Annotated in this window: 20 protein-coding genes; 6 read left to right on the top strand and 14 right to left on the bottom strand. The window is 68.6% G+C overall.

Annotated elements, in window-relative coordinates:
- The first annotated feature begins 2 nt into the window (after positions 1-2).
- Positions 3-887 carry a class A beta-lactamase gene (gene bla / locus ABZ345_RS12605; protein ID WP_359846377.1) on the top strand — a complete coding sequence of 295 codons (885 nt, stop codon included), beginning with the start codon at positions 3-5 and terminating at the stop codon, positions 885-887.
- Here bla and ABZ345_RS12600 read toward each other — a convergent pair.
- Both ABZ345_RS12600 and ABZ345_RS12595 read right to left on the bottom strand, forming a co-directional pair.
- Positions 880-1,281, bottom strand: coding sequence for an ATP-binding protein (locus ABZ345_RS12600; RefSeq protein WP_359846374.1), 402 nt, complete (start codon positions 1,279-1,281; stop codon positions 880-882). The two genes, bla and ABZ345_RS12600, sit on opposite strands and share 8 nt — an antisense overlap.
- 82 nt (positions 1,282-1,363) lie before the next feature.
- Entirely contained in the window at positions 1,364-1,759 is a 396-nt protein-coding gene (locus ABZ345_RS12595; protein ID WP_359846371.1) for an ATP-binding protein, read from the bottom strand.
- Positions 1,760-1,883: 124 nt separating this feature from the next.
- Between ABZ345_RS12595 and ABZ345_RS12590 the strand changes: the two genes are divergently transcribed.
- Positions 1,884-3,059: an MFS transporter gene (locus tag ABZ345_RS12590; protein WP_359846368.1), complete on the top strand. Its 1,176-nt coding sequence runs from the start codon at positions 1,884-1,886 to the stop codon at positions 3,057-3,059.
- Entirely contained in the window at positions 3,056-3,550 is a 495-nt protein-coding gene (locus tag ABZ345_RS12585; protein WP_359846365.1) for a hypothetical protein, read from the top strand. The genes ABZ345_RS12590 and ABZ345_RS12585 overlap by 4 nt, the downstream gene beginning before the upstream one ends.
- On the opposite strand, the gene ABZ345_RS12580 is transcribed toward ABZ345_RS12585, so the two are convergent.
- Positions 3,524-4,000: a sigma-70 family RNA polymerase sigma factor gene (locus ABZ345_RS12580; protein WP_359846362.1), complete on the bottom strand. Its 477-nt coding sequence runs from the start codon at positions 3,998-4,000 to the stop codon at positions 3,524-3,526. The two genes, ABZ345_RS12585 and ABZ345_RS12580, sit on opposite strands and share 27 nt — an antisense overlap.
- 95 nt (positions 4,001-4,095) lie before the next feature.
- On the opposite strand from ABZ345_RS12580, the gene ABZ345_RS12575 reads away from it, so the two are divergent.
- Positions 4,096-4,641 carry a copper resistance CopC family protein gene (locus ABZ345_RS12575; protein ID WP_359846359.1) on the top strand — a complete coding sequence of 182 codons (546 nt, stop codon included), beginning with the start codon at positions 4,096-4,098 and terminating at the stop codon, positions 4,639-4,641.
- Here ABZ345_RS12575 and ABZ345_RS12570 read toward each other — a convergent pair.
- From ABZ345_RS12570 to ABZ345_RS12550, 5 genes are all read right to left on the bottom strand, one after another.
- The gene (locus ABZ345_RS12570) at positions 4,546-5,775 is read right to left on the bottom strand and encodes a DUF6596 domain-containing protein (protein WP_359846356.1); all 1,230 of its coding nucleotides are present in this window, start codon (positions 5,773-5,775) and stop codon (positions 4,546-4,548) included. The genes ABZ345_RS12575 and ABZ345_RS12570 overlap by 96 nt on opposite strands.
- Positions 5,775-6,122 (bottom strand): YciI family protein, encoded by a 348-nt coding sequence (locus ABZ345_RS12565; RefSeq protein ID WP_359846353.1) that lies wholly within the window; start codon positions 6,120-6,122, stop codon positions 5,775-5,777. Before ABZ345_RS12565 ends, ABZ345_RS12570 begins: the two co-directional genes overlap by 1 nt.
- A 165-nt stretch (positions 6,123-6,287) precedes the next feature.
- Entirely contained in the window at positions 6,288-6,563 is a 276-nt protein-coding gene (locus tag ABZ345_RS12560; protein ID WP_359846350.1) for an HPF/RaiA family ribosome-associated protein, read from the bottom strand.
- A 159-nt stretch (positions 6,564-6,722) separates the two neighbouring features.
- Positions 6,723-7,196, bottom strand: a complete 474-nt coding sequence (locus ABZ345_RS12555) for a redoxin domain-containing protein (RefSeq protein WP_359846347.1) — start codon at positions 7,194-7,196, stop codon at positions 6,723-6,725.
- Positions 7,197-7,204: 8 nt separating this feature from the next.
- Positions 7,205-7,996 (bottom strand): cytochrome c biogenesis protein CcdA, encoded by a 792-nt coding sequence (locus ABZ345_RS12550; protein ID WP_359846344.1) that lies wholly within the window; start codon positions 7,994-7,996, stop codon positions 7,205-7,207.
- A 23-nt stretch (positions 7,997-8,019) separates the two neighbouring features.
- Here ABZ345_RS12550 and ABZ345_RS12545 point away from each other — a divergent pair, with 23 nt between their 5' ends.
- Positions 8,020-8,658 (top strand): DedA family protein, encoded by a 639-nt coding sequence (locus ABZ345_RS12545; protein WP_359846342.1) that lies wholly within the window; start codon positions 8,020-8,022, stop codon positions 8,656-8,658.
- Here the strand turns inward: ABZ345_RS12545 and ABZ345_RS12540 are convergent.
- From ABZ345_RS12540 to ABZ345_RS12530, 3 genes are all read right to left on the bottom strand, one after another.
- Positions 8,645-9,937, bottom strand: a complete 1,293-nt coding sequence (locus tag ABZ345_RS12540) for a LuxR C-terminal-related transcriptional regulator (protein WP_359846339.1) — start codon at positions 9,935-9,937, stop codon at positions 8,645-8,647. The two genes, ABZ345_RS12545 and ABZ345_RS12540, sit on opposite strands and share 14 nt — an antisense overlap.
- A complete protein-coding gene (locus ABZ345_RS12535; protein WP_359846336.1) occupies positions 9,934-11,955 on the bottom strand; it encodes a LuxR C-terminal-related transcriptional regulator in 2,022 nt (673 codons plus the stop codon). Before ABZ345_RS12535 ends, ABZ345_RS12540 begins: the two co-directional genes overlap by 4 nt.
- 163 nt (positions 11,956-12,118) lie before the next feature.
- The gene (locus tag ABZ345_RS12530) at positions 12,119-15,634 is read right to left on the bottom strand and encodes a glycoside hydrolase family 2 TIM barrel-domain containing protein (protein WP_359846333.1); all 3,516 of its coding nucleotides are present in this window, start codon (positions 15,632-15,634) and stop codon (positions 12,119-12,121) included.
- Positions 15,635-15,861: 227 nt separating this feature from the next.
- On the opposite strand from ABZ345_RS12530, the gene ABZ345_RS12525 reads away from it, so the two are divergent.
- Positions 15,862-16,380 (top strand): lytic polysaccharide monooxygenase auxiliary activity family 9 protein, encoded by a 519-nt coding sequence (locus ABZ345_RS12525; protein ID WP_359846330.1) that lies wholly within the window; start codon positions 15,862-15,864, stop codon positions 16,378-16,380.
- Here the strand turns inward: ABZ345_RS12525 and ABZ345_RS12520 are convergent, their stop codons facing one another.
- Genes ABZ345_RS12520 through ABZ345_RS12510 form a run of 3 tightly spaced genes read right to left on the bottom strand, consistent with a single transcriptional unit; the run spans position 16,381 to position 18,633 of the window.
- A complete protein-coding gene (locus ABZ345_RS12520; RefSeq protein WP_359846327.1) occupies positions 16,381-16,788 on the bottom strand; it encodes a DUF1992 domain-containing protein in 408 nt (135 codons plus the stop codon).
- Positions 16,785-17,702 carry a prolyl aminopeptidase gene (gene pip / locus ABZ345_RS12515; protein WP_359846325.1) on the bottom strand — a complete coding sequence of 306 codons (918 nt, stop codon included), beginning with the start codon at positions 17,700-17,702 and terminating at the stop codon, positions 16,785-16,787. Before pip ends, ABZ345_RS12520 begins: the two co-directional genes overlap by 4 nt.
- 13 nt (positions 17,703-17,715) lie before the next feature.
- Complete coding sequence (locus ABZ345_RS12510) at positions 17,716-18,633, bottom strand: hypothetical protein (protein ID WP_359846322.1); 918 nt, start codon at positions 18,631-18,633, stop codon at positions 17,716-17,718.
- Between the last annotated feature and the right edge of the window lie 16 nt (positions 18,634-18,649).

Here is an 18,649-nt window from a genome sequence, read left to right as displayed (position 1 = left end):
GCGTGACCGCACGACGCACGCTGCTCAAGTCGCTGGCCCTGCTCCCCCTCGCGGGCTGCACAGCCGCACCAGCACCCCAGCAGACGACGACCTCCACCCCGGCCAGCACGACGCCCATCAAGCACGACGCCCTGTTCGAGCTGGAGAAGAAGTACGGCGCGCGACTGGGCGTCTACGCGGCCGGTGTCGGCACGATCGAACACCGCGCCGACGAGCGGTTCGCGTTCTGCTCGACGTTCAAGGGCCTCGCCGCGGCCGCTGTGCTGCACCGCAACCCGATGACGCACCTCGACACCGTCGTCACCTACAGCTCGGCAGACCTGATGAAGAGCTCGAAGATCACCAGTCAGCACGTCGAAACCGGCATGACGCTCCGCGACGTGTGCGACGCGGCGGTCCGCTACAGCGACGGCACGGCCGGCAACCTGCTGCTGCGCGACCTCGGCGGCCCGGTGGAGCTCACCAGGTACCTGCGCGAGCTCGGCGACCTCGAAACCCGCATGGACCGCATCGAGCCCGACATCACGAGCGCCACGCCCGGCGACCCCCGCGACACCGCCACCCCGCGCTCGCTCGGCACGGACTACCAGCGGCTCGTGCTCGGCGACGCGCTCGAGCAGGCCAAGCGCGACTTCCTCAGGGACCTGCTCGAGCGCAACACGACGGGAGCCAAGCGCATCCGGGCGGGCGTGCCGCGGGACTGGCGGGTCGCCGACAAGACCGGCACCGGCGACTACGGCACCCTCAACGACATCGCGATCGCCTGGCCGCCGAACCGCGAGCCGATCCTGATCGCGATCATGTCCAGCAAACCGGCCGCGGACGCCCAGTACGACGAGGCGCTCATCGCCGAGGCCGCCGCCTACGTCGCCAAAACCCTCATCTGACCGAGGACACGTCCGCCCAGACGGTTTTCAGGTCCGGGAACCGGTAGTGCCCCCACACCTGCGCCAAGCCGTTGACCAGCAACAATCCGCGCTGCCTGCGCCCCAGAAACCCCATCCGGCCCAGCTGCGGGAACCGGCCAGGCGTCCCGTCGTCGACCTCGACCCGCACGACCTCGCGCTCCGGAAGGCGAAGGACACGGGCACGACGCGGCCCGGAGGCGTGGTGATACGCGTTGCTCACAAGCTCCGTGGCCACGACCATCACGTCGACCACAACGTTCTCGTGCATCCCCCTGAGCAGGCGGCGAACCTCCGCCCTGACATCGGCAAGCGGCAGCGTTCCGTCTGGTAGGACGAGGTCCAGGCGTTCGCCGGACCGTCCTGCAATACCCATCAGCATCTCCCCGTGCCCTGTTCACTCAAGGCAGCAGGATCCGTACCCAGCAACGCGCAGATCGAAACCCACCGAACTTCAATCACGGAAACCTCGGCAAATCCGCCCAGACCACGGTGCCACCGTGAGCACGGTCCACACCCCAGCGATCCGACAGCCGCGCGACCAGGACCAGGCCGTATCCCCGTTGCGGGCGGGAGACCTTCCGCAACGGGGGGTGCGCGCGAGCGTCGTGCTCGATCTCGACTCGGATCTTGGCCTTCTCCACGACGACACGCAGGAACGACGGCTCGGACGTGTACCGGTAGGCGTTGCTGACGAGCTCGTTCACCACCAGCAACACGTCACCCACGCAATCGAGGTCTTCTCCCACGAGCCGCAACCGTGCCCAGCGACGGACGGCGGCGAGACTCGGCCGCTGCCTGCCCAGGGGCAGATGCGCCGCCTCACCCGTCCTCGCTGCCTGGTCGCGAGCCAAACCGCTCCTAGGTCGTCTTGATCAGTTAGGGCGCGGGTTACCCGACTGCATCGGGCGCCAAACCATCTGTTCAGCGGGCTGAACTATTACTCTCTCGTCGCCGTCGCATCCGAGGGGGAAACGCGTGCCCAGATCCCTGACACCCTTGCTGGTCGCACTGCTGGCGATGTACGCCACACTGCAACTGGTCGTCCCGGTCCTCGCTCCACTGTCCCGCGAGCTCGACCTCTCCGCGAATCAGCTGGGTCTCGTGATCGCGATCGCCGCCGTGGCGGTCACCCTGTCCAGCCCGCTCTGGGGATGGCTGCTCGACGTGGCCGGGCCGCGGACCGTGCTGGTCGCCGGGCTCGGCCTGTGCGTGGTCGGGCTCGGCGGGTTCGCCGCTGCGGTGACGTTCGGCCTGGACGAGACGCTCACGTCCGACCAGGCGTTCGTGGTCGTGCTGGCGTTCCGCAGCGTGCTGCTGGGTGCCGGGCTGGCCGTGCTGCCCGTCGCCGCGCTCGCCGTCGCGGGCATCGTCACGGTGGACGAGGGAGAACGCACCAAAGCCGTCGGCCTGGTCGGTGCGGCGCAAGGCCTCGCCGCGTTGGCAGGACCGCCGATCGGTGGCGTGCTCACGGCCGTCTCCCTGATGCTGCCGCTCTACCTCGCGCCCGTGCTCGCGCTGCTGATCACGGCTTTCGTCCTCGTCACCGTCAAACCCGTCGAACGTCCGCAGCAGCACGTCCCCGCACGACCGTGGGAGCTGGTGCCCGCATTCGGCTTCGGGTTCCTGATGTACCTGTCGTTCGGGCTGTCGCAGGTCGTGATCACGTTGCTCGCCAAGGACCGGCTGGAGGTCGGCACCTCCGTGGCGGCTGTCAGCGGCGTGCTGGCCGCCTCCGCCCTCGGTCTGGTCGTGACGCAAGGTGTGGCCGTACCGCTGTTGAAGTGGCCCGCAGCCCGGTTGACGCGCACCGGCGCGCCGATCGCACTGGCCGGGTACGCGATCCTGGCGGTCACGCAGTCGGTGTGGCTGACGGCGTTCGGGTACCTGGTCGTGGCGGTCGGGCTCGGGTTCGCGGTCACCGGGTTCGCCGCGGCGGCCACGCTCGGTGCCGGACCGGAGCGCCAGGGCCTCGTCGCGGGTCTGGTCTACGCGGTGAACGGGCTGGCGGTCCTCGTCGGGCCGTGGCTGAGCACCGTGCTGTACGACGTGGTTCCGGTGGCGCCGCTGATCGCCGCCGGGGCGTGCGCCGCGCTCGCGTGGGTGGTGTCGCTGTCCACACTCACGCCGCGTGTCCCACAATCTCCGGTGTGAGACTCTCCGTCGCCATCTGGCCTCCGCCGGAGATCGTCGACGTTCTCGGTGTGCTGGAGCGGGCACCGGGGATCGCGTGGTCCGTGCCCGCCCAGTGGCTGATCAAGGTGCGCCCCCTGGGCACCGTGCCCGACCGGCTCGTGCCGGACCTGGTCGAGGCGCTCACCGACGCGCTCGAAGGCGCACCGGCGACTCCGTGCGCGCTGGGACCGAGGACGCGGGCGCTCGGAGGGTGGATCGGCGTTCCGGTGGCCGGGCTGGACGACCTGGGCGCGGCCGTCTTCGAGGCGACCGCGCCGATCGTGCCGGTCACGCATCCGCAGCCGTTCCAGGCCTTCGTGGTGCTCGCGCGCGGCCGGGTGCCGGCCAGGGCCGCGGGCCAGGCGATCAGCGGCATCTGGATCGCCGACCGGATCTCGTTGGTGGCGGATCGAAGCGCGCCGGGCAGGCCGCGGTTCGAGAACCTAGCCGGCTTCCCACTGTCGGCGTAGCTCGCACAACGCGTAGTGCGTCCGGGACTTCACCGTCCCCGCCGGCACGCCCAGACGCACAGCGGTCTCGTTGTAGGTGCGGCCGTTGTAGTAGAGCTCGGTGAGCACGCGACGGTGTTCATAGGACAGTGATGAGAGCACCGCATCCATCACAAGCGCGTCCACCACGCGCTGAGCGTGATCCGGAACCGGTTCCGGTTCGTGCTCGCCGGTCTCGTGCGGCCGCACGGTTCTCGCCCGGATCCGGTCGATGACCACGTTGCGCGCCACCGTGATCAGCCAGCCACGAGCGGAAGTCCCGTCGGCGAACGATTCGGGATGCCGCCACGCTCGCAGGAAGGTCTCCTGGACCACGTCCTCGGCGGCCGCGCGGTCTCCGGTCAGCCGGGTGGCGAAGTTCAGCAGACTGAGTTGATGGTCCTCGTAGAGCACGCGTAGGAAGTCGTGCATGCCGGTCAGTGAAATCGACAGCGTGTCGAGAGACAACCACCCTGTCTAATCCGACAGGGAACCACTTATCGCATGTTGACCATTACGCTGCGCACGTGAGGCGTTACTTCAGCGCGCTCGTGCTGGCACTGCTCGCCGCGACGGCCGTGGCCGTCCCCGCACAGGCCCACGCAGAGCTCAAGAGCAGCAACCCGGCGTCCGGCGCGACCCTCGACGCCCCGCCCAAGACCATCGAGCTGACGTTCAGCGACGTCGTCAGCCTCCCCGACGGTGACGCGATCACCGTGACAGGGCCGGACGGCGCCACCTGGCCGGTCACCCAGGCCCACGCCGTCGACAAGACGATCACGGCGACAATCGACGGTGCGACCGCGCACGCCGGAGCGCACACACTCGCGTGGAAGGCGCAGGCCGACGACGGTGACGTCATCTCCGGCACGTTCACCTTCACGGTGGCTCTCACGGCGCAGACCTCGTCCGCTGCCCCGTCGTCGTCCGTGACGATGAGCGCGCCAGTCTCGAACGCTCCCCCGTCGACCACGACGTCAGAGTCCGGTGGCGTCCCCGCCTGGCTGTGGATCTTGGTCGTTCTGCTCGCGCTGGTCGGCGTGATCCTGCTGGTCCGCCGTCGCAAGGCTTAACCGTGTGCGCAGGAGGTCGCGTTCGGCCGGGTGTTCCGCCCGCTCGAGCGCGGCCTCCAGTGCTGCGCGCGGGTCCTCGCCGAGCCGGGTCAGCAGATCGGCGCGTATGGCGTGGAACAGGTGGTAGCGGTCGAGGTCGAGCGCGTCGAGGAGTTCCAGCGCCTTCGCCGGCCCTTGTGTCTCGGCGACCGCCACGGCGCGATGCAGCGCCACGACTGGACTGGGCGCGATCGCCAGAAGCTGGTCGTAGAGCGCCACGACCTGATGCCAGTCGGTAGGTGGGTCGCTGTGCACGGCGTTGATGGCGGCCTGGATCTGGTACTGCCCGGGCTGGTTCCAGCGCAGGCATCTCCGCACGATGTCCTGCCCTTCCGCGATCAGGTCCGCGTCCCACCGCCACCGGTCCTGGTGTTCGAGCACCACCAGCTCACCGTCGCGCAGCCGGGCGTCCCGGCGTGACGCGACGAGCAGCATCAACGCGAGCAGCCCCCACACCTCCGGCTCGTCCGGCATGAGCTGGGCGAGCACCCGTCCGAGCCGGATCGCCTCGGTCTCCAGGTCCTGTTTGTCGAGGTAGCCCTCGTTGAAGATCAGGTACACGACCGCGAGCACGGCCTTGAGGCGTCCGGGCAGGTCGGCGTCGCGCGGCACCCGGTACGGGATGCGGGCCGCGCGGATCTTGCCCTTCGCGCGCACGATCCGTTGCGCCATCGTGGGTTCCGGCACGAGGAACGCCCTGGCGATCTCCGCCGTGGTGAGGCCGCCGAGGAGTTTCAACGTCAGCGCGACCTGGGCCTGCAGAGCCAGCGACGGGTGGCAGCAGGTGAAGATCAGCCTCAGACGGTCGTCCGGCACGTCTCCCACCTCCTCCTCCGGTTCGTGCTGGAGCAACGCGGCCTGCGCGTGCTTCTCGTGGCCTTTGCTCTCTCGGCGCAGCCTGTCGATGGCGCGGTTGCGGGCGGTCGTGATGATCCAGCCCGCAGGTGCCGGCGGAACGCCCTTGACCGGCCACTGCTCGGCGGCCGTGGTGAAGGCGTCCTGCACCGCCTCCTCGGCGAGGTCGATGTCGCCGAGGACGCGGGTCAGGACGGACACCGCGCGGCCGTACTCCGCCCGGAAGATCTCGTCGATCATCAGAAGACGATCGGCCTGACCTCGATCGACAGCGGACTCAGCACGGCGGCGAGCCGGCGTCCCCACTCCAGCGCCTCGTCGAGGTCCTCCGCCTGGATGACGGTGAAGCCACCGATGTGCTCCTTGCCCTCGGTGAACGGGCCGTCGGTCATCAGCACGTCGTCGTCCTTCGCCCTGAGCACGGTCGCGGTCGACGGCGGGTGCAGGCCGACCGCGAACACCCACGCGCCCTTGGCCTGCATCTCCTCGTTGAGCTTCTGGAGGTTGGCCATGATCGGGTCGAGGACCTCGGGCGGAGGGGTCTCACCGTCGGGCTGGTAGATGCTGAGCAGGTACTTCTGGGTCATGGTGGTCTCCTTTCGCCCTCTGTACGAACGCGCGCGGCGAGTTTCGACACCTGTGGCGAAATGATCCCGTTGATCGTGCCGCTCGACGACTCGGCAGACCCGTGAAAAGGATGTGTTGAACCCACCACCCGTCCGCCGCCGAGTGGTGGGTTCAGTTCACCGAGGTCAGTTGTGCATTGAGACGAGCTGCCGGCGCATGCGCTCACGCAGCAGGTCGATCACCTCGGTGACGGTGCTGGCTTCCGCGTACGCCTGCACCTCGACCCACTTGAGGTCGAAGCGGGCGTGCGCGTGGATCATTGCCTTGTCCGAAGTCAGGTTGACCCAGGCGAAGTCGACCCGGTCGGGCGCGTACCGGTCCAGCGAGCCGATGCGCGCAGACGCGTAGTCCCTGGCCTGCTCGGGAAGGGCCTCCGCGAGCGAGACCTGGATGTAGTCCATCGACACCTGCCTCCTCAAGGCAACGCGGCATCGCCACGTGGCCGGTTCGACGATACGAATTCGATCGCAACGCCGAACCAGGCGTTGGTCCCGACAGCCCAGGGTCTTTTTGTCTCTACTGGTGATAGTGGGGCTGTTCGGACTGGTAATGCCCCTGGATCAGGTCTTGGGTGTCAGAGCGGAGATGTGCTGGTCGAGCTGTTCCTCGGTGGGCGAGCCGGTGAGAAGCTCCACGCCGCCGTCGGTGCGGACGAACGCGAACGTGGGCTGGGCCGTCACCCCGAACCGCTTCCACACGGACCCGTCGAGGTCGGCCAGGTGCGGGAACCCGCTCATCTTGTGGTCGGACACGAACTTCTTCATCGCGTCGAGCTGGTCCTCGGCCGCGACGCCGACGAACTGGACCTTGTCGTGCCGCTTGGCGGTCTCCTCGACCATCTCCGCCTCGGCGTTGCAGGACGGGCACCACGGCGTCCAGAACCACAGCACGGCCGGCTGGCCGACGAGCTTGTCGCCGCGGAACTCGGCGCCCTCCAGCGTCTTCGCGGTGAACTGGAACTTCTCCGGGGCGGGTGCCTTTTCGGCACACCCCGCGAGCAGCAGCACTCCGAGCAGTAGTCCGAGGATGCGCATCGGGCTCCTCACCTCCTGTCTGGGCGTACGGCCTTGCGCCTCCTCCGGTTCAGCCACCACGCACCCGCGACGACCAGCACGATCACGAACGGCCACGGCCCCAGCGCGCCGACGATCAGGTTGAGCCGCGTCTGGAGCCAGCCGGCGACCTCCACGACGGGATCTTGCGGGCTGCCGTTGGCCAGGAAGAGGCGCAGCTCGTAGACGCCGTAGTACGTCACGTAGGCACCCATCACCACGAGCACCACACCGCCGATGCGTCCGACGTGTGGGAGGAGCTTCCGGATGCGCGGTGCGAGCAGTGAACCGGCCACGGCCAGTGCCGTGACCACGAGACCCATGCCGAGCGCGTAGGCGAGGAAGGCGGGCAGGCCCGATTCCAGCGAGGCGCCGACCAGCACGAGGAACGGGCCGATCGCGCACGAGAGAGAGGCGATGGCGAACGCGATGCCGTAGCCGTACATCGACCAGAGGCTCTTCGGGGCGGCCTGGAGTTTCGGCAGCCTCAGGTAGAGCTCCTTGCCGAGCAGCAGGAGCACGCCGATCACGAGCATGGCGAACCCGATCACGACCGTCACGAACGGCAGGTAGCGCTTGAGCGTCGTGGCCACCGGTGCGACGACAAGTCCGAAAAGTCCGAAAAAGGTGACAAATCCGGCAGTCATCACCAAACCGGACAGGAAGGCCCGGACCGGGCTGTCGCGCGCGACGAGTGCCAAATACGCAGGCAGCATGGCGAATCCGCACGGGTTGACCGTGGCGAGCATTCCCGCGAGGACTGCTAATGCGACGTCGTTCACAGCGGCGACGGTAGTGTTGCGACGTGCCGATCGAACAGTGGCTCGAAGCCATCCCACCTCTGCTCGTGTACGTGATCGTCGGCCTGGTGATCGGCATCGAGTCGCTCGGCATCCCGCTGCCCGGCGAGATCGTGCTGGTCACGGCCTCACTGCTGGCGTCACAGCACCACGACCTGAGTCCGTTGTGGATCGGCGTGTGGGCGAGCGCGGGCGCGATCATCGGTGACAACTTCGGCTACCTCATCGGCCGGCGCGGCGGACCTCGGTTGTTCGCGTGGATGGGCCGGAAATTTCCCAAGCACTTCGGCGAAACACAGCTGAACCACGCCAGGCTCGTGTTCCAGAAGCGCGGCGCGTGGGCCGTGTTCTTCGGCCGTTTCGTGGCACTGCTGCGCATTCTGGCCGGGCCGCTCGCGGGGTCGCTGCACATGAACTACGGCAAGTTCCTGGTGGCCAACGCTCTCGGCGGCGTCGTGTGGGCGGGCGGCACGACGGCGGCGGTCTACTACCTCGGCGTGGTGGCCGAGAAGTGGCTGAAGGGCTTCTCCTACGCGGGCCTGCTGATCGCCGTGGTGGTCGGCGTGGCCGGTGTTTTCGTGGTGAAGAGGCGTCTTGCCAAGGCTGCCGCGAAGGCCGAGGAAGAAGAGGTCACGCCCGCGTAGCCCAGGCGGCGATCTGCGCGCGTGACCGCACCCCGAGCGCGGTCTTGAGGTCGCGCACGTCCCCCTCGACCGTTCTCAGCGACACGTGCAGCCCGTCCGCGATCTGCTTGTTGGTCAACCCTTCCGCGACCATCGCCGCGACCCGCAGCAGCCGTTCTTCCCGCCACGACAACGGCCCGAGCGTGACCTCTTCCGCCTCGTCGCCCTCGTCGTTGCCGGTGACGAGACGGTCGTCGCCAGGCATGAGCCTTGCGGCGTAACGGATGTTGTCGGCCTCTTCGGTTCTGGACGGCTCCGGCAGGGTCGCCAGTACGTCCAGCAACCGGTCCCGCACAGCGATGGAGTCGTGCTGCAGCAACGCGTCGAACGCGAACAGCCGCACCGACTCCAGCATCGTGAGCCGCTCGCCGCTCTCCAGGAGTGACCGCGCGTTGAGGCTCTTCGCGATCTCCCACCCGTGCGGCATCACCGCGTCGGCGAGCTCCTCGCTGATCCCGCCGGGCAGCAACGAGAACGTCCGCAGCGCCGCCCGTTCGGTCTCGGTCAGCACCTGGTAGCTGCGGTCGATCGCGGCGTGCAGCGACCGGTGGTGCGCTTCGGCGTCCCGCGGTCCGGTGGTGAGCACCGTGAACCGGTTGCCGAGCCTGGCCGCGATCTCCTCCAGCGTCAGCACGCGCACGAGCCGGGCGGCGAGTTCGAGGGCGAGCGGCAACCGGTCGAGCCTCTCGCACACGGTGTCCAGGAGGTCCGCGCTCTCGTCGAACTCGCTGTCCACCGCCAGCGCCCGGTCGCAGAACAGCCTTGCCGCCTCGTGCGGTTCGAGCGGGGTGAGCCGGTACGCCTGCTCGCCCGGGACGTTCAGCGGCTCACGGCTCGTGGCCAGGACACGGAGTGCGGGATGGCGTTGGACGAGTTCGGCGCAGTCTTCGAGGACGTGCTCACAACCGTCGAGGACGAGGAGGCCCGGCGTGGCAGCACCCGAGACCAGGCCGGTGACGCGGGTGACGTCGATCAGCATCGTGTGCCGGCGGTGGGCGACGGCCTCCTGGACGAGCCGGGACTTTCCGACACCGGGCGGCCCGGTGACCGTGACGATCCGGTGGCGTGCCAGGAGTCTCGTGAGGCCGGCGAGCTCGGCTTGCCGGCCGACGAACGTGTCGAGCCGCGGCGAGCCCTGGACGCCGTCGCGGGCACGCCGCCGATAGGCGCGCTGACGGCAGGCACCGGAGCAGTACTTGGCGGCGCCCGTGAGCGGCCCGCCGCAGTCGTCACAGGTCATCGGACGCGCGCCGTCCGTGCCGCCAGCTGGGTCCGCGAGGTCAGCCCGAGCCTGGTCAGCATCTGCGTCACGTGCGACCGCACGGTGCCGGTCGAGATCCCCAGCCGCACCGCGATCTCCGGGTTGGTCAGCCCTTTCACCACGAGGTCGGCGATCTGCTGCTGCCGCACGGTCAGCGGCTCGTCCCTCTCGACCTCGCTCACGTACTCGATCAGCCCCGCGTGGTCCAGCCGTTCGCCCAGCCGCCGTGCCCGCGTGGCCCGCCGCTGTCCCGCCTCGGACACGACGCGACCCCACGTGCTGGCCACCAGCTCGGTCCAGGGCTGTTCGGACTGGGCTCCGCGGGAACGGCGGATCGCGGCCGCAGCGGACATCAGGACGACCGCGCGGTCGATCTGCTGCCGGCGCGCGGCCACCAGTGCGAGTCCCTCCAGCACCTCCGCCTGCGCGAGGCACGAAGGCGTGCCGAAGCGCAGTGCCGTGCCGAAGTGCTCCTCGGCCAGGTCCAGGTCGCCCCGCGCCAGTGCGATCGCGCCCGCCGTGTGCCTGGCGGCCATCCATCGGAAGCCGTCAGGAGCCTCCAGCCGCAGCGACTCGTCGATCATCGCGGAAGCGCCGGAGACGTCGCCCATCTGCAGGAGCAGCCAGGCGTGGTTGTTGAGGAACGACATCAGCAGAGGTTCGTCGCCCTGCTCCCGCGCCGCCGCCACCGAGCGCTCGTTCGCCTCGCGGGCGCCGTCGAGGTCTCCCGCTCGGGAACGGGCGTAGCCCAGGGTGTTCCACGCTCTCGCCTGCCACGTGGGCCGTTGCGTGGACGGGTGCGTCACCATCGCCTCAGCGAGCCGGACCGCCTCCGCGCCGTCACCGGTGAGACCCGCGAGCCAGGCCGCGCGGAACAGCAGCAGCTCCGAGTGGGACGAGAGCGAGCCGCTCGCCAGCGTCGCCGCGGCCAGTCGCGTGGCCTCGACGAACGAGCCGCGCAGGTACCAGACGTGCACGATGGCGGCGACCAGCCAGGTGTGGCGCGGATCGTCCGGTGGCACGCGGGAGACGGCGTGCAGCAGCTGGTGTTCCTGGCCGGCGATCCAGGAGTTGGCTTCCCCCGTGATGGTCTGCGCCGCCGCCACCATGCGGACCGTGCGGGTCAGCACGGTGGCGAGCCGGTCGAACGCCGCCTCGGCCTCGCCGTGCTCCTCCAGCCGTGCCAGGCCGAACAGGCGGATCGACTCCAGCATGCGGAAGCGCGCGCGTGACCGGACCAGCAACGACTTGGCGCGCAACGACGACATCAGCGGCACGATGTCACCGGAACAGGCGCAGACCGCCGAGGCCAGGTCGAGGTCGAAATCCCCGACGAGCACGGCAAGCCGCCGCAGCGCCGCCTGCTCGTCCGGGCACAGCAGGTCGTAGCTCCACCTGATCACCGCGTCGAGCGTGCGATGGCGGGCGGGCACGTCCGTCCTGGCCGCGGCCAGTTCGATCGCCAACGGCAGATGGTCGGCCACCGAGTCGGCCAGCTCCGCGGAACCACCGCAGTCCACGAACAGCTGCCGGGCGTCCGCGGGCGAGAGCGGGCCGATGTCGGCGCACATCTCGCCGGCCAGATCGAGCGGTTCGCGGCTGGTGACGAGCACGTGCAGCCGCGGGCACTGGGCGAGCAGCAGGGAGACGACCTCGGCGGCCTCGCGGATGAGGTGCTCGCAGTTGTCCAGCACCAGGAACCGGTGATCTGCCAGCGCGTGCGCGACCGTCTCGGGCAACGGTGTGCCGGGCTCCTCCCACACGTTCAGTGAGAACGCGACCACGTGCCACAGCAGGTCGGGCCGGTGCACGGGCTCCAGTTCGACGACCGCGGTGCCGGGTTCGGCGGGACAGAGCTCGGCCGCCAGCCTGGACTTGCCCGCGCCGCCGGGACCCACGAGCGTCACCAGGCGGTGCTTGCGCAGGAGGCGTCGCACGGCGGACAGCTCGCGTTCCCGTCCCACCAGACGAGTCCGCGAGTTCACCGACGACCACATGCGCGCGATTCTAGGAGTGAATGCAGCCCGAAGAAATGTCGTCCAATCGCGATTGACAGCAGACCGCCATAAATGCAGTACCGCTCACGAAACCGGTTTGAACAGCCCAAATGCCAGAAAAACATGCTCCGAACGCCCCGGAATCGGGGGCGAACTGAGACGATCAGCCCCCTATCGGAATTCCTCGAACGGCTTCGGCAGCAGTCAGCGGCCGCAAAGTCAGCGCACTCGTGTGCGTCTGGTCGGGTCGCACCTGGAACCTCGGCCGCACCGGGTTCGGAGTGTCGCCGACGCCGGTCACGGCGGCTGACGCGTGCAACGTCGTCCACCCGGCGTTGCGCTGCCGCTGGAACCCGTACTCGGCCCGGTCCAGCTCGTCGTGCCGGCTGACCGACACGTCCGGCGCGCCCTCGACCAACAGCCCGCTCAGGCCGTCGGTCAGCAACGCCCACCGCGTGTCGGTGTGGTTTCCATTGCTCTGCGGTCGGTCATAAGGCACATATTCCTTTTCCACCGTCGAACGCCACACCCCCATCGGCGTGCCGTCCTTGCGGTCGTTGTAACTCTCCCGAGGCCCGCGCCCGTACCAGGAGAACTTCCCCAACCGCTCCGGCACCGCCAGTGCCATTCCCATGCGCGGCAGATAAGGCAACGCCCGCATCCGCCCGGTCGGCACCACCTCGTGCCCGATGCGAATCGTCCCGGCCGCGTCGACGTCGTAGACAACGGTCTGTTCGAACGCCGCATCGCTCACGTCCTCTGCGGCGGCCACGGCCTTCACGGTGATCTTCGACCCGCTGACCGAGACCGAAGACGCCTTGGTGTGCAACCGATCCAGTCCCACCGCACGCCACTGCGCCGACTCGTCCGTTCCCCAGGACGCGGTCTCGTTGCTCAGCGGCGCACGCCACACGTCGAGCTTCGTCCCCTGCACCAACTCCACGCCACGCACCCGCATCGAGGTCAACGCGCCGGAAGACTTCTGCACGACGTACCGGAAGCCCCGCCCGCTGATGACCACCTCGCCGGCGGTCTCCGAGACCGAGGCCGAGCCACTCGTCTCGGCAACAGGAACCTTGCCGCCCAACGAGAACTGGTCGTGCGCATAGACCTTGCCGTCAACGACCAGCGACGCGTTGAGCCAGCGTTCGGCAGCAGCGCCCGACGGCGGCACGTCCACCCGTACCGACCCGCCAGGCTCTATCGACACCCGCGAGGAGCCGGCCAGCACGGTCCGCGAACCCTCGATCACGTCCCACCGCAGCTCACCGGCGATGGGTGCGAAGACGCGTTCGCTGGAAGCCGTCAGCACCCCGTCCGCGAAGGAGAACCTGATCGGCTGATGCACCCACGCGAGCTGCGCGGTCTCGGGCTGCAGGTTCCGGTCCGCGTCCACCACACCGTCCACACCCGCAACGCTCTCCCCGTGCGAGAGATAGGTACCACGCCGCTCCTCCCGGTCGAAGTCCAGCGCCAGCACCACCCGCGACCCGTCCGAGATCCGCACCGAGTCGATGATCCCGTGCGCCATCCGGCCCTCGTACTTCTCCCGCATGGTCTCGGCGTTGCGCCCGATGTTCACCGGATGCGCCGACCGCGGCACCGGCCCGGCCTGCGCGACCGACGCGACCTCGGCCCCGTCGATCAGCAGCACCAGCCGGCCGTCCGCGTACTTCCCGGTGACGCGGTGGAACCGGTCGTAGAAGTCGGCGGGCACCGGCGCCCGCACCTTCCCACCGGCGTAGAACTCCAGCGTCTGGGCGTCCGCCATCCGCAACCCGTACTGGTTCCCCTTGGCCACGATCGTGAAGTCCGTGAACGGCCTGGCGGGCTTCACCCACGCGTCCAGCGTCAACGGCCCGAGCAGGTCCAACCGAGGATCCCGGTACACCTCGACGAAGTCGTCCAGCCCGGAGAACTCGAGAGCCTTCCCGCGATGGCCGTCCACTGTGGACGGCCATCCGGTGATGTGCGCCAGGATCCCGTTGCCGGAGGAGTCCGGCGAGACCCGCAGCGGCTGGCGGATGTTCTGCTCGGCCCAGTCCCAGACGAACCCGCCCTGCGCCTGCGGGTTCGCGCGGATGATGTCCCAGAACTCGCGGAAGTTGCCGAGGCTGTTGCCCATCGCGTGCGCGTACTCGCCCATGATCAGCGGCTTGGTCGTCTGCGCGACCTGCGTGGCGAACTTCTCCGGTGACGGGTAGCGCGGCCCCCAGACGTGCGCGAACGGCGCGTCCCCGCTCGGCTTGTTCGGCTGATGGTACAGCGGCCGCGACGGCGCATTCGCCTTCGCCCACTCCGCCATCCGGAAGTGCGCCGCACCGAGCCCTGCCTCGTTCCCGGTGTCCCACAAGAATATGCTCGGATGGTTCTTGTCCCGTTCGACCATCGCCACGAACCGGTCGAGGAACGCGTCACTCCACTCAGGACGATCCGCCAGACAGTCGTCCGGGCAGTTCTCGTGCGCGTGCGTCTCGACGTCCATCTCGTCCGCGAGCCACAACCCGCGGGAGTCCGCGAGGTCGTAGAAGTACGGATCGCTCGGGTAGTGCGAGGTCCGGACCGCGTTGATGTGCAGGCTTTTCATCAGTTCGACGTCACGCCGCTGGTTCGCCCGCGGCACGTGCCGTCCGTGATCCGGATCCGTCTCGGACCGGTTCACGCCCTTGAACAGGACTCGTTTGCCGTCGATCTTGAGCTGCCGGTCCGCGATCGTGATGTCCCGGAACCCGGTCGTCTCACGCGTGACGAACCCGTTGTCGAGCTTCAGCACCAACGTGTAGAGATTCGGTGTCTCGTCGTTCCACCGCAACGGATCTCGCACCGCCAACTCGAGCCGCGACGACCCCACGCCCTCGGACACGAGCCGATGGTCCTTGTCGTAGAGCCCGCCCCAGACGGTGCCGCCCGCGGTCAGGTCGAGATCAGCGCTCAGCACCGATCCCTGCGTGGTGATCGAGACGTCCCGGATCCGCTTGGCGGGCGCGGCGTACATCCAGACCGACCGGAAGATGCCGCTGTAGCGCCACTGGTCGTAGTCCTCCAGGTAAGACCCGGCGCCCCACCGGTGGACCTGCACCGCGAGCCGGTTGCGCCCGGCCACCAGCAGGTCGGTGACGTCGAACTCGGCCGGCGTGTACCCGCCCTGGTCGAACCCGGCGTAGCGCCCGTTGACCCACACGAAATAGCCGGCGGTCACACCCTCGAACCTGAGGAACGTTCGCTGATCGCGCCAGTTCTCCGGAACGTAGAAGGACTTGACGTAGGCGGCCGTCGGGTTCACATCACGCGGGACGTGCGGCGGATCGTCCGGCCACATCTCCTCGACGGTGTTGCGGGACATGGGGTGGTCGAGCCCGTCGGTCTGCCAGGTGTGCGGCACCGTCACGGTCTTCCACCGCGACACGTCGTAACCAGGTTCGGCGAAAGCGGCAGGGACCTCGGTCGGCAGGTCGAACATCCTGATCTGCCACGAGCCGTCGAGCGTTCGGGTGTACGGCGTGCTCTCTTTGCCGCGCAACGCTTCCTCGACGCTCGAGTACGGCCGCAGCTCCGCGTGGTGCGGCTGCTGGCCCTCCCCTGTCATGCGCGGGTCCTCCAGATACCGGTACACATCCCGGTCTCCGGAGGGCGGGGCGGTGACGACAGAAGCCAGCAACAACACCACGATCGAACGCACTCCGCACCCCAAGACAGCTCGAAGTTGCGCAGAACATCCCAGAAACCAACGGCTTCGCTCAAGGCTGACCGAAATTTCGGCCTTGTACAAAGCTGAGCGGTAATCGCTTACCTGACTGATCTATGGACACGTCTTGTGGCTCCCCGATTACGCGCGGTATGGTCTAGACCTTCAACCGCCGCCGCGATGTAGAGGTACGCAAGCAACATCAAGGCAAAGGAAGTCACATGAAGAATCGACCCAGGCTTGCTGCCGCGCTGGCAGGTGTTCTGGCTGCTCCGTTGGTCCTCGTGGCTCTCCCCACCGGCACGGCCTTCGCGCACGGCTACGTGTCGTCGCCTGCCAGCCGTCAGGCGCAGTGCGCCAGGGGCACCGTCAAGGACTGCGGCGCCATCCAGTACGAACCGCAGTCGGTCGAGGGCCGCAAGGGCCTGACGAGCTGCAACGCCGGCCTGTCGCAGTTCGCCGTGCTCAACAACGACAACAAGGGCTGGCAGCGGGCCAGCACCGGCCGCTCGGTGACGTTCAACTGGACGTTCACCGCACGCCACCGCACGCGGGACTACGACTACTACGTCGACGGCCGCAAGGTCGCCACGTTCAGCGGCAACAACCAGTTGCCGCCGGCGACCGTGTCCCACACCGTCAACGTGGGGTCCGCGGGCAACCACAAGATCCTGGCCGTGTGGAACATCGGCGACACGGTGAACGCGTTCTACTCCTGCATCGACATCAAGTCGAGCTGATCACCGGCCGCGTGAGGTCCTCTTCCTCTCACGCAGCACCGTCTCGACGTCGAACGGCATGAGGTTCAAAGGCGGACCGGACAACGGTTTGCGCAACGCGTCGAGGATCTCCGCGTTCACCTGCTCGATGATCGCGCGCGCCTCGTCGTCGGTCTTGGCCGCCAGGGCACGGGCCTTGGCGGTCTCGGCCTGCTTGCGCAGCACCAGGGAAGGGGGCAACCCTGCCGTGCCCTCTTCCTCCCGCACCTTCTTCTTGATCCACCAGTCTTCGTCGAGTGCCTCACCCGCGCCGGGCAACGGTTTGCCGGCGCTGGGCAGGCCGTCGAACTCACCGCGTTCCTGGGCTTCGCGGATCTGCCTGTCGATCCACGACTCGAAGTCCATGCCCGGCGGTTTGCGTTGCGTCATGGGGAGAACCTCCTGATCGCGGCCTGAATCGCCTCGTTGAACGCGGGGCTGCCCTTGTGGCCACTGTCGTCCACGAGGGCCAGTTCGGCGTCCGGCCACGCCTGCGCCAAGGCGTACGCCGTGTCGGCGGGGCAGCTCATGTCGCGACGGCCGTGGATCAGCGCGGCCGGGATGCCCGCGAGCTTGCCGGCATCGCGCAGAAGTGAGCCGTCCTCCAGAAAACCGAGGTTCGCGTAGTAGTGCGCGCAGATCCGCACGAACGCGATGAGGTCGTCGGACGCCCTGTCGCTGAACAGGTTCGCTGTGCCGAAGTCCTCGAACGAGAGAACCGTGTCCTCCCACCGCGCCCACTCGATCGCGGCCTGCTCGCGTGCCGCGGGATCCTCCATGAGATCGGCGTAGGCGCGCACCACGTCCGGCACGTCGCCGACGTGCGCGCTGTACCGGGCCCACGCCTCCGGGAAGAACCGGGAAACGCCCTCGTACAGCCAGTTCAGCTCGCGCCGGGACGCCGTGGTGATCGCGATCAGGATCATCTCGGTGACGCGCTCGGGATGCCGTTGCGCGTAGGCGAGAGCGAGCGTGCTGCCCCAGGAACCGCCGTACACCAGCCACTTCTCGATGCCGAGGTGCTCGCGCAGCTTCTCGACGTCGGCGATCAGGTGGTCGGTGGTGTTCACGCTCATGTCCGCGGCCGGGTCGCTCGCGTGCGGCGTGCTCCGGCCACAGCCGCGCTGGTGGAAGACCACCACCTTGAACTTGTCGAGGTCGAACGACTTGCCCGCGTACTTCGCCGGAGCGCCAGGCCCGCCGTGCAGGTGCACGGCGGGCTTGCCGTCAGGATTGCCGACGACGTACCAGAAGATCCGGTTGCCGTCGCCGACGTCGAGCATCCCCTGAGCAAATGGCTCCATGGCCCCAGGGTATCTAGATCTTCAGGAGCTTCCAGTTGATCCCGGCGTCATCGGACCGGTACACCTCGGCGAACTCCTGACCGGGCCCGCCGCGCACGAGCGTGGCGTGCCGGGAGTCCGAGAACGCCAGGTCCTCGAACGGTGGCCCGCCCAGCGTGAGCAGCGTGTCCCACTTCTCGCCGGGACCCCGGTGCACGAACGACCAGTCGCGCCCGGTCGCCGCCACGAGCGCGGCTTCCGGTGAGATCGCGAAGCCCGTCGTGATGCCCTCGCGCGGCGGCACGCTGACGGTCTTGAACGGGCCGCCGTCGGACTTCCGCAGCTCCTTGGTCATGTTCCCGAAGCCGGGATCGAAGCTGCACAAGGCATACCGGTCGGTGCCGATCCTGCCCAGCCGGGTGGCCGAGAAGATGTCGCACGGCGCGAGCTCTTCCGTCCACCCCACCGGCGACTGCGTCCAGTACCGGTTCTCCACGCCGAAGGTCGCGAGCGAGACCTGGCCCTCGGCGATCTCGCCGAACGCCCGGCCCTTGACCTCGATGCCCGGCACCGGCTGCCACGAGCCGAACCACAGTTCGCGGTGGAACAACCGCGACGACGTGCCGTCGTAGATCACCGCGAGAAACCCGGAGTTGTCGAACCCCAGCGCCCCAACGGTTCCCTTCATCCCCAGCGGCTCCCAGCGGGTGCCGCCGTTGCTGGTGACGAACAGCTGCTCGCCGTCGGTCACCATGCCCGCAGCGTCGTTCGCGAAGACCACCCGCAGCCGGTCGGTCTCCGGGATCGACAGCGCCGGTGTCTTCACCCGCGTCCACGTCGCGCCGCCGTCCAGCGTGCGGACGAGCTGCGGGCATTTCGCGGTCTGACACAGGGTGTCGAGCCCCAGCACCCAGCCGCGGTCAGCGGACACGAACGACGCCGAGGCGGGCACGACCCCCGTGCTCGCG

This window comes from Lentzea sp. NPDC005914 (assembly GCF_040629405.1).
GTDB lineage: Bacteria > Actinomycetota > Actinomycetes > Mycobacteriales > Pseudonocardiaceae > Lentzea.
This window is presented reverse-complemented; position numbering and strand designations above follow the sequence as displayed.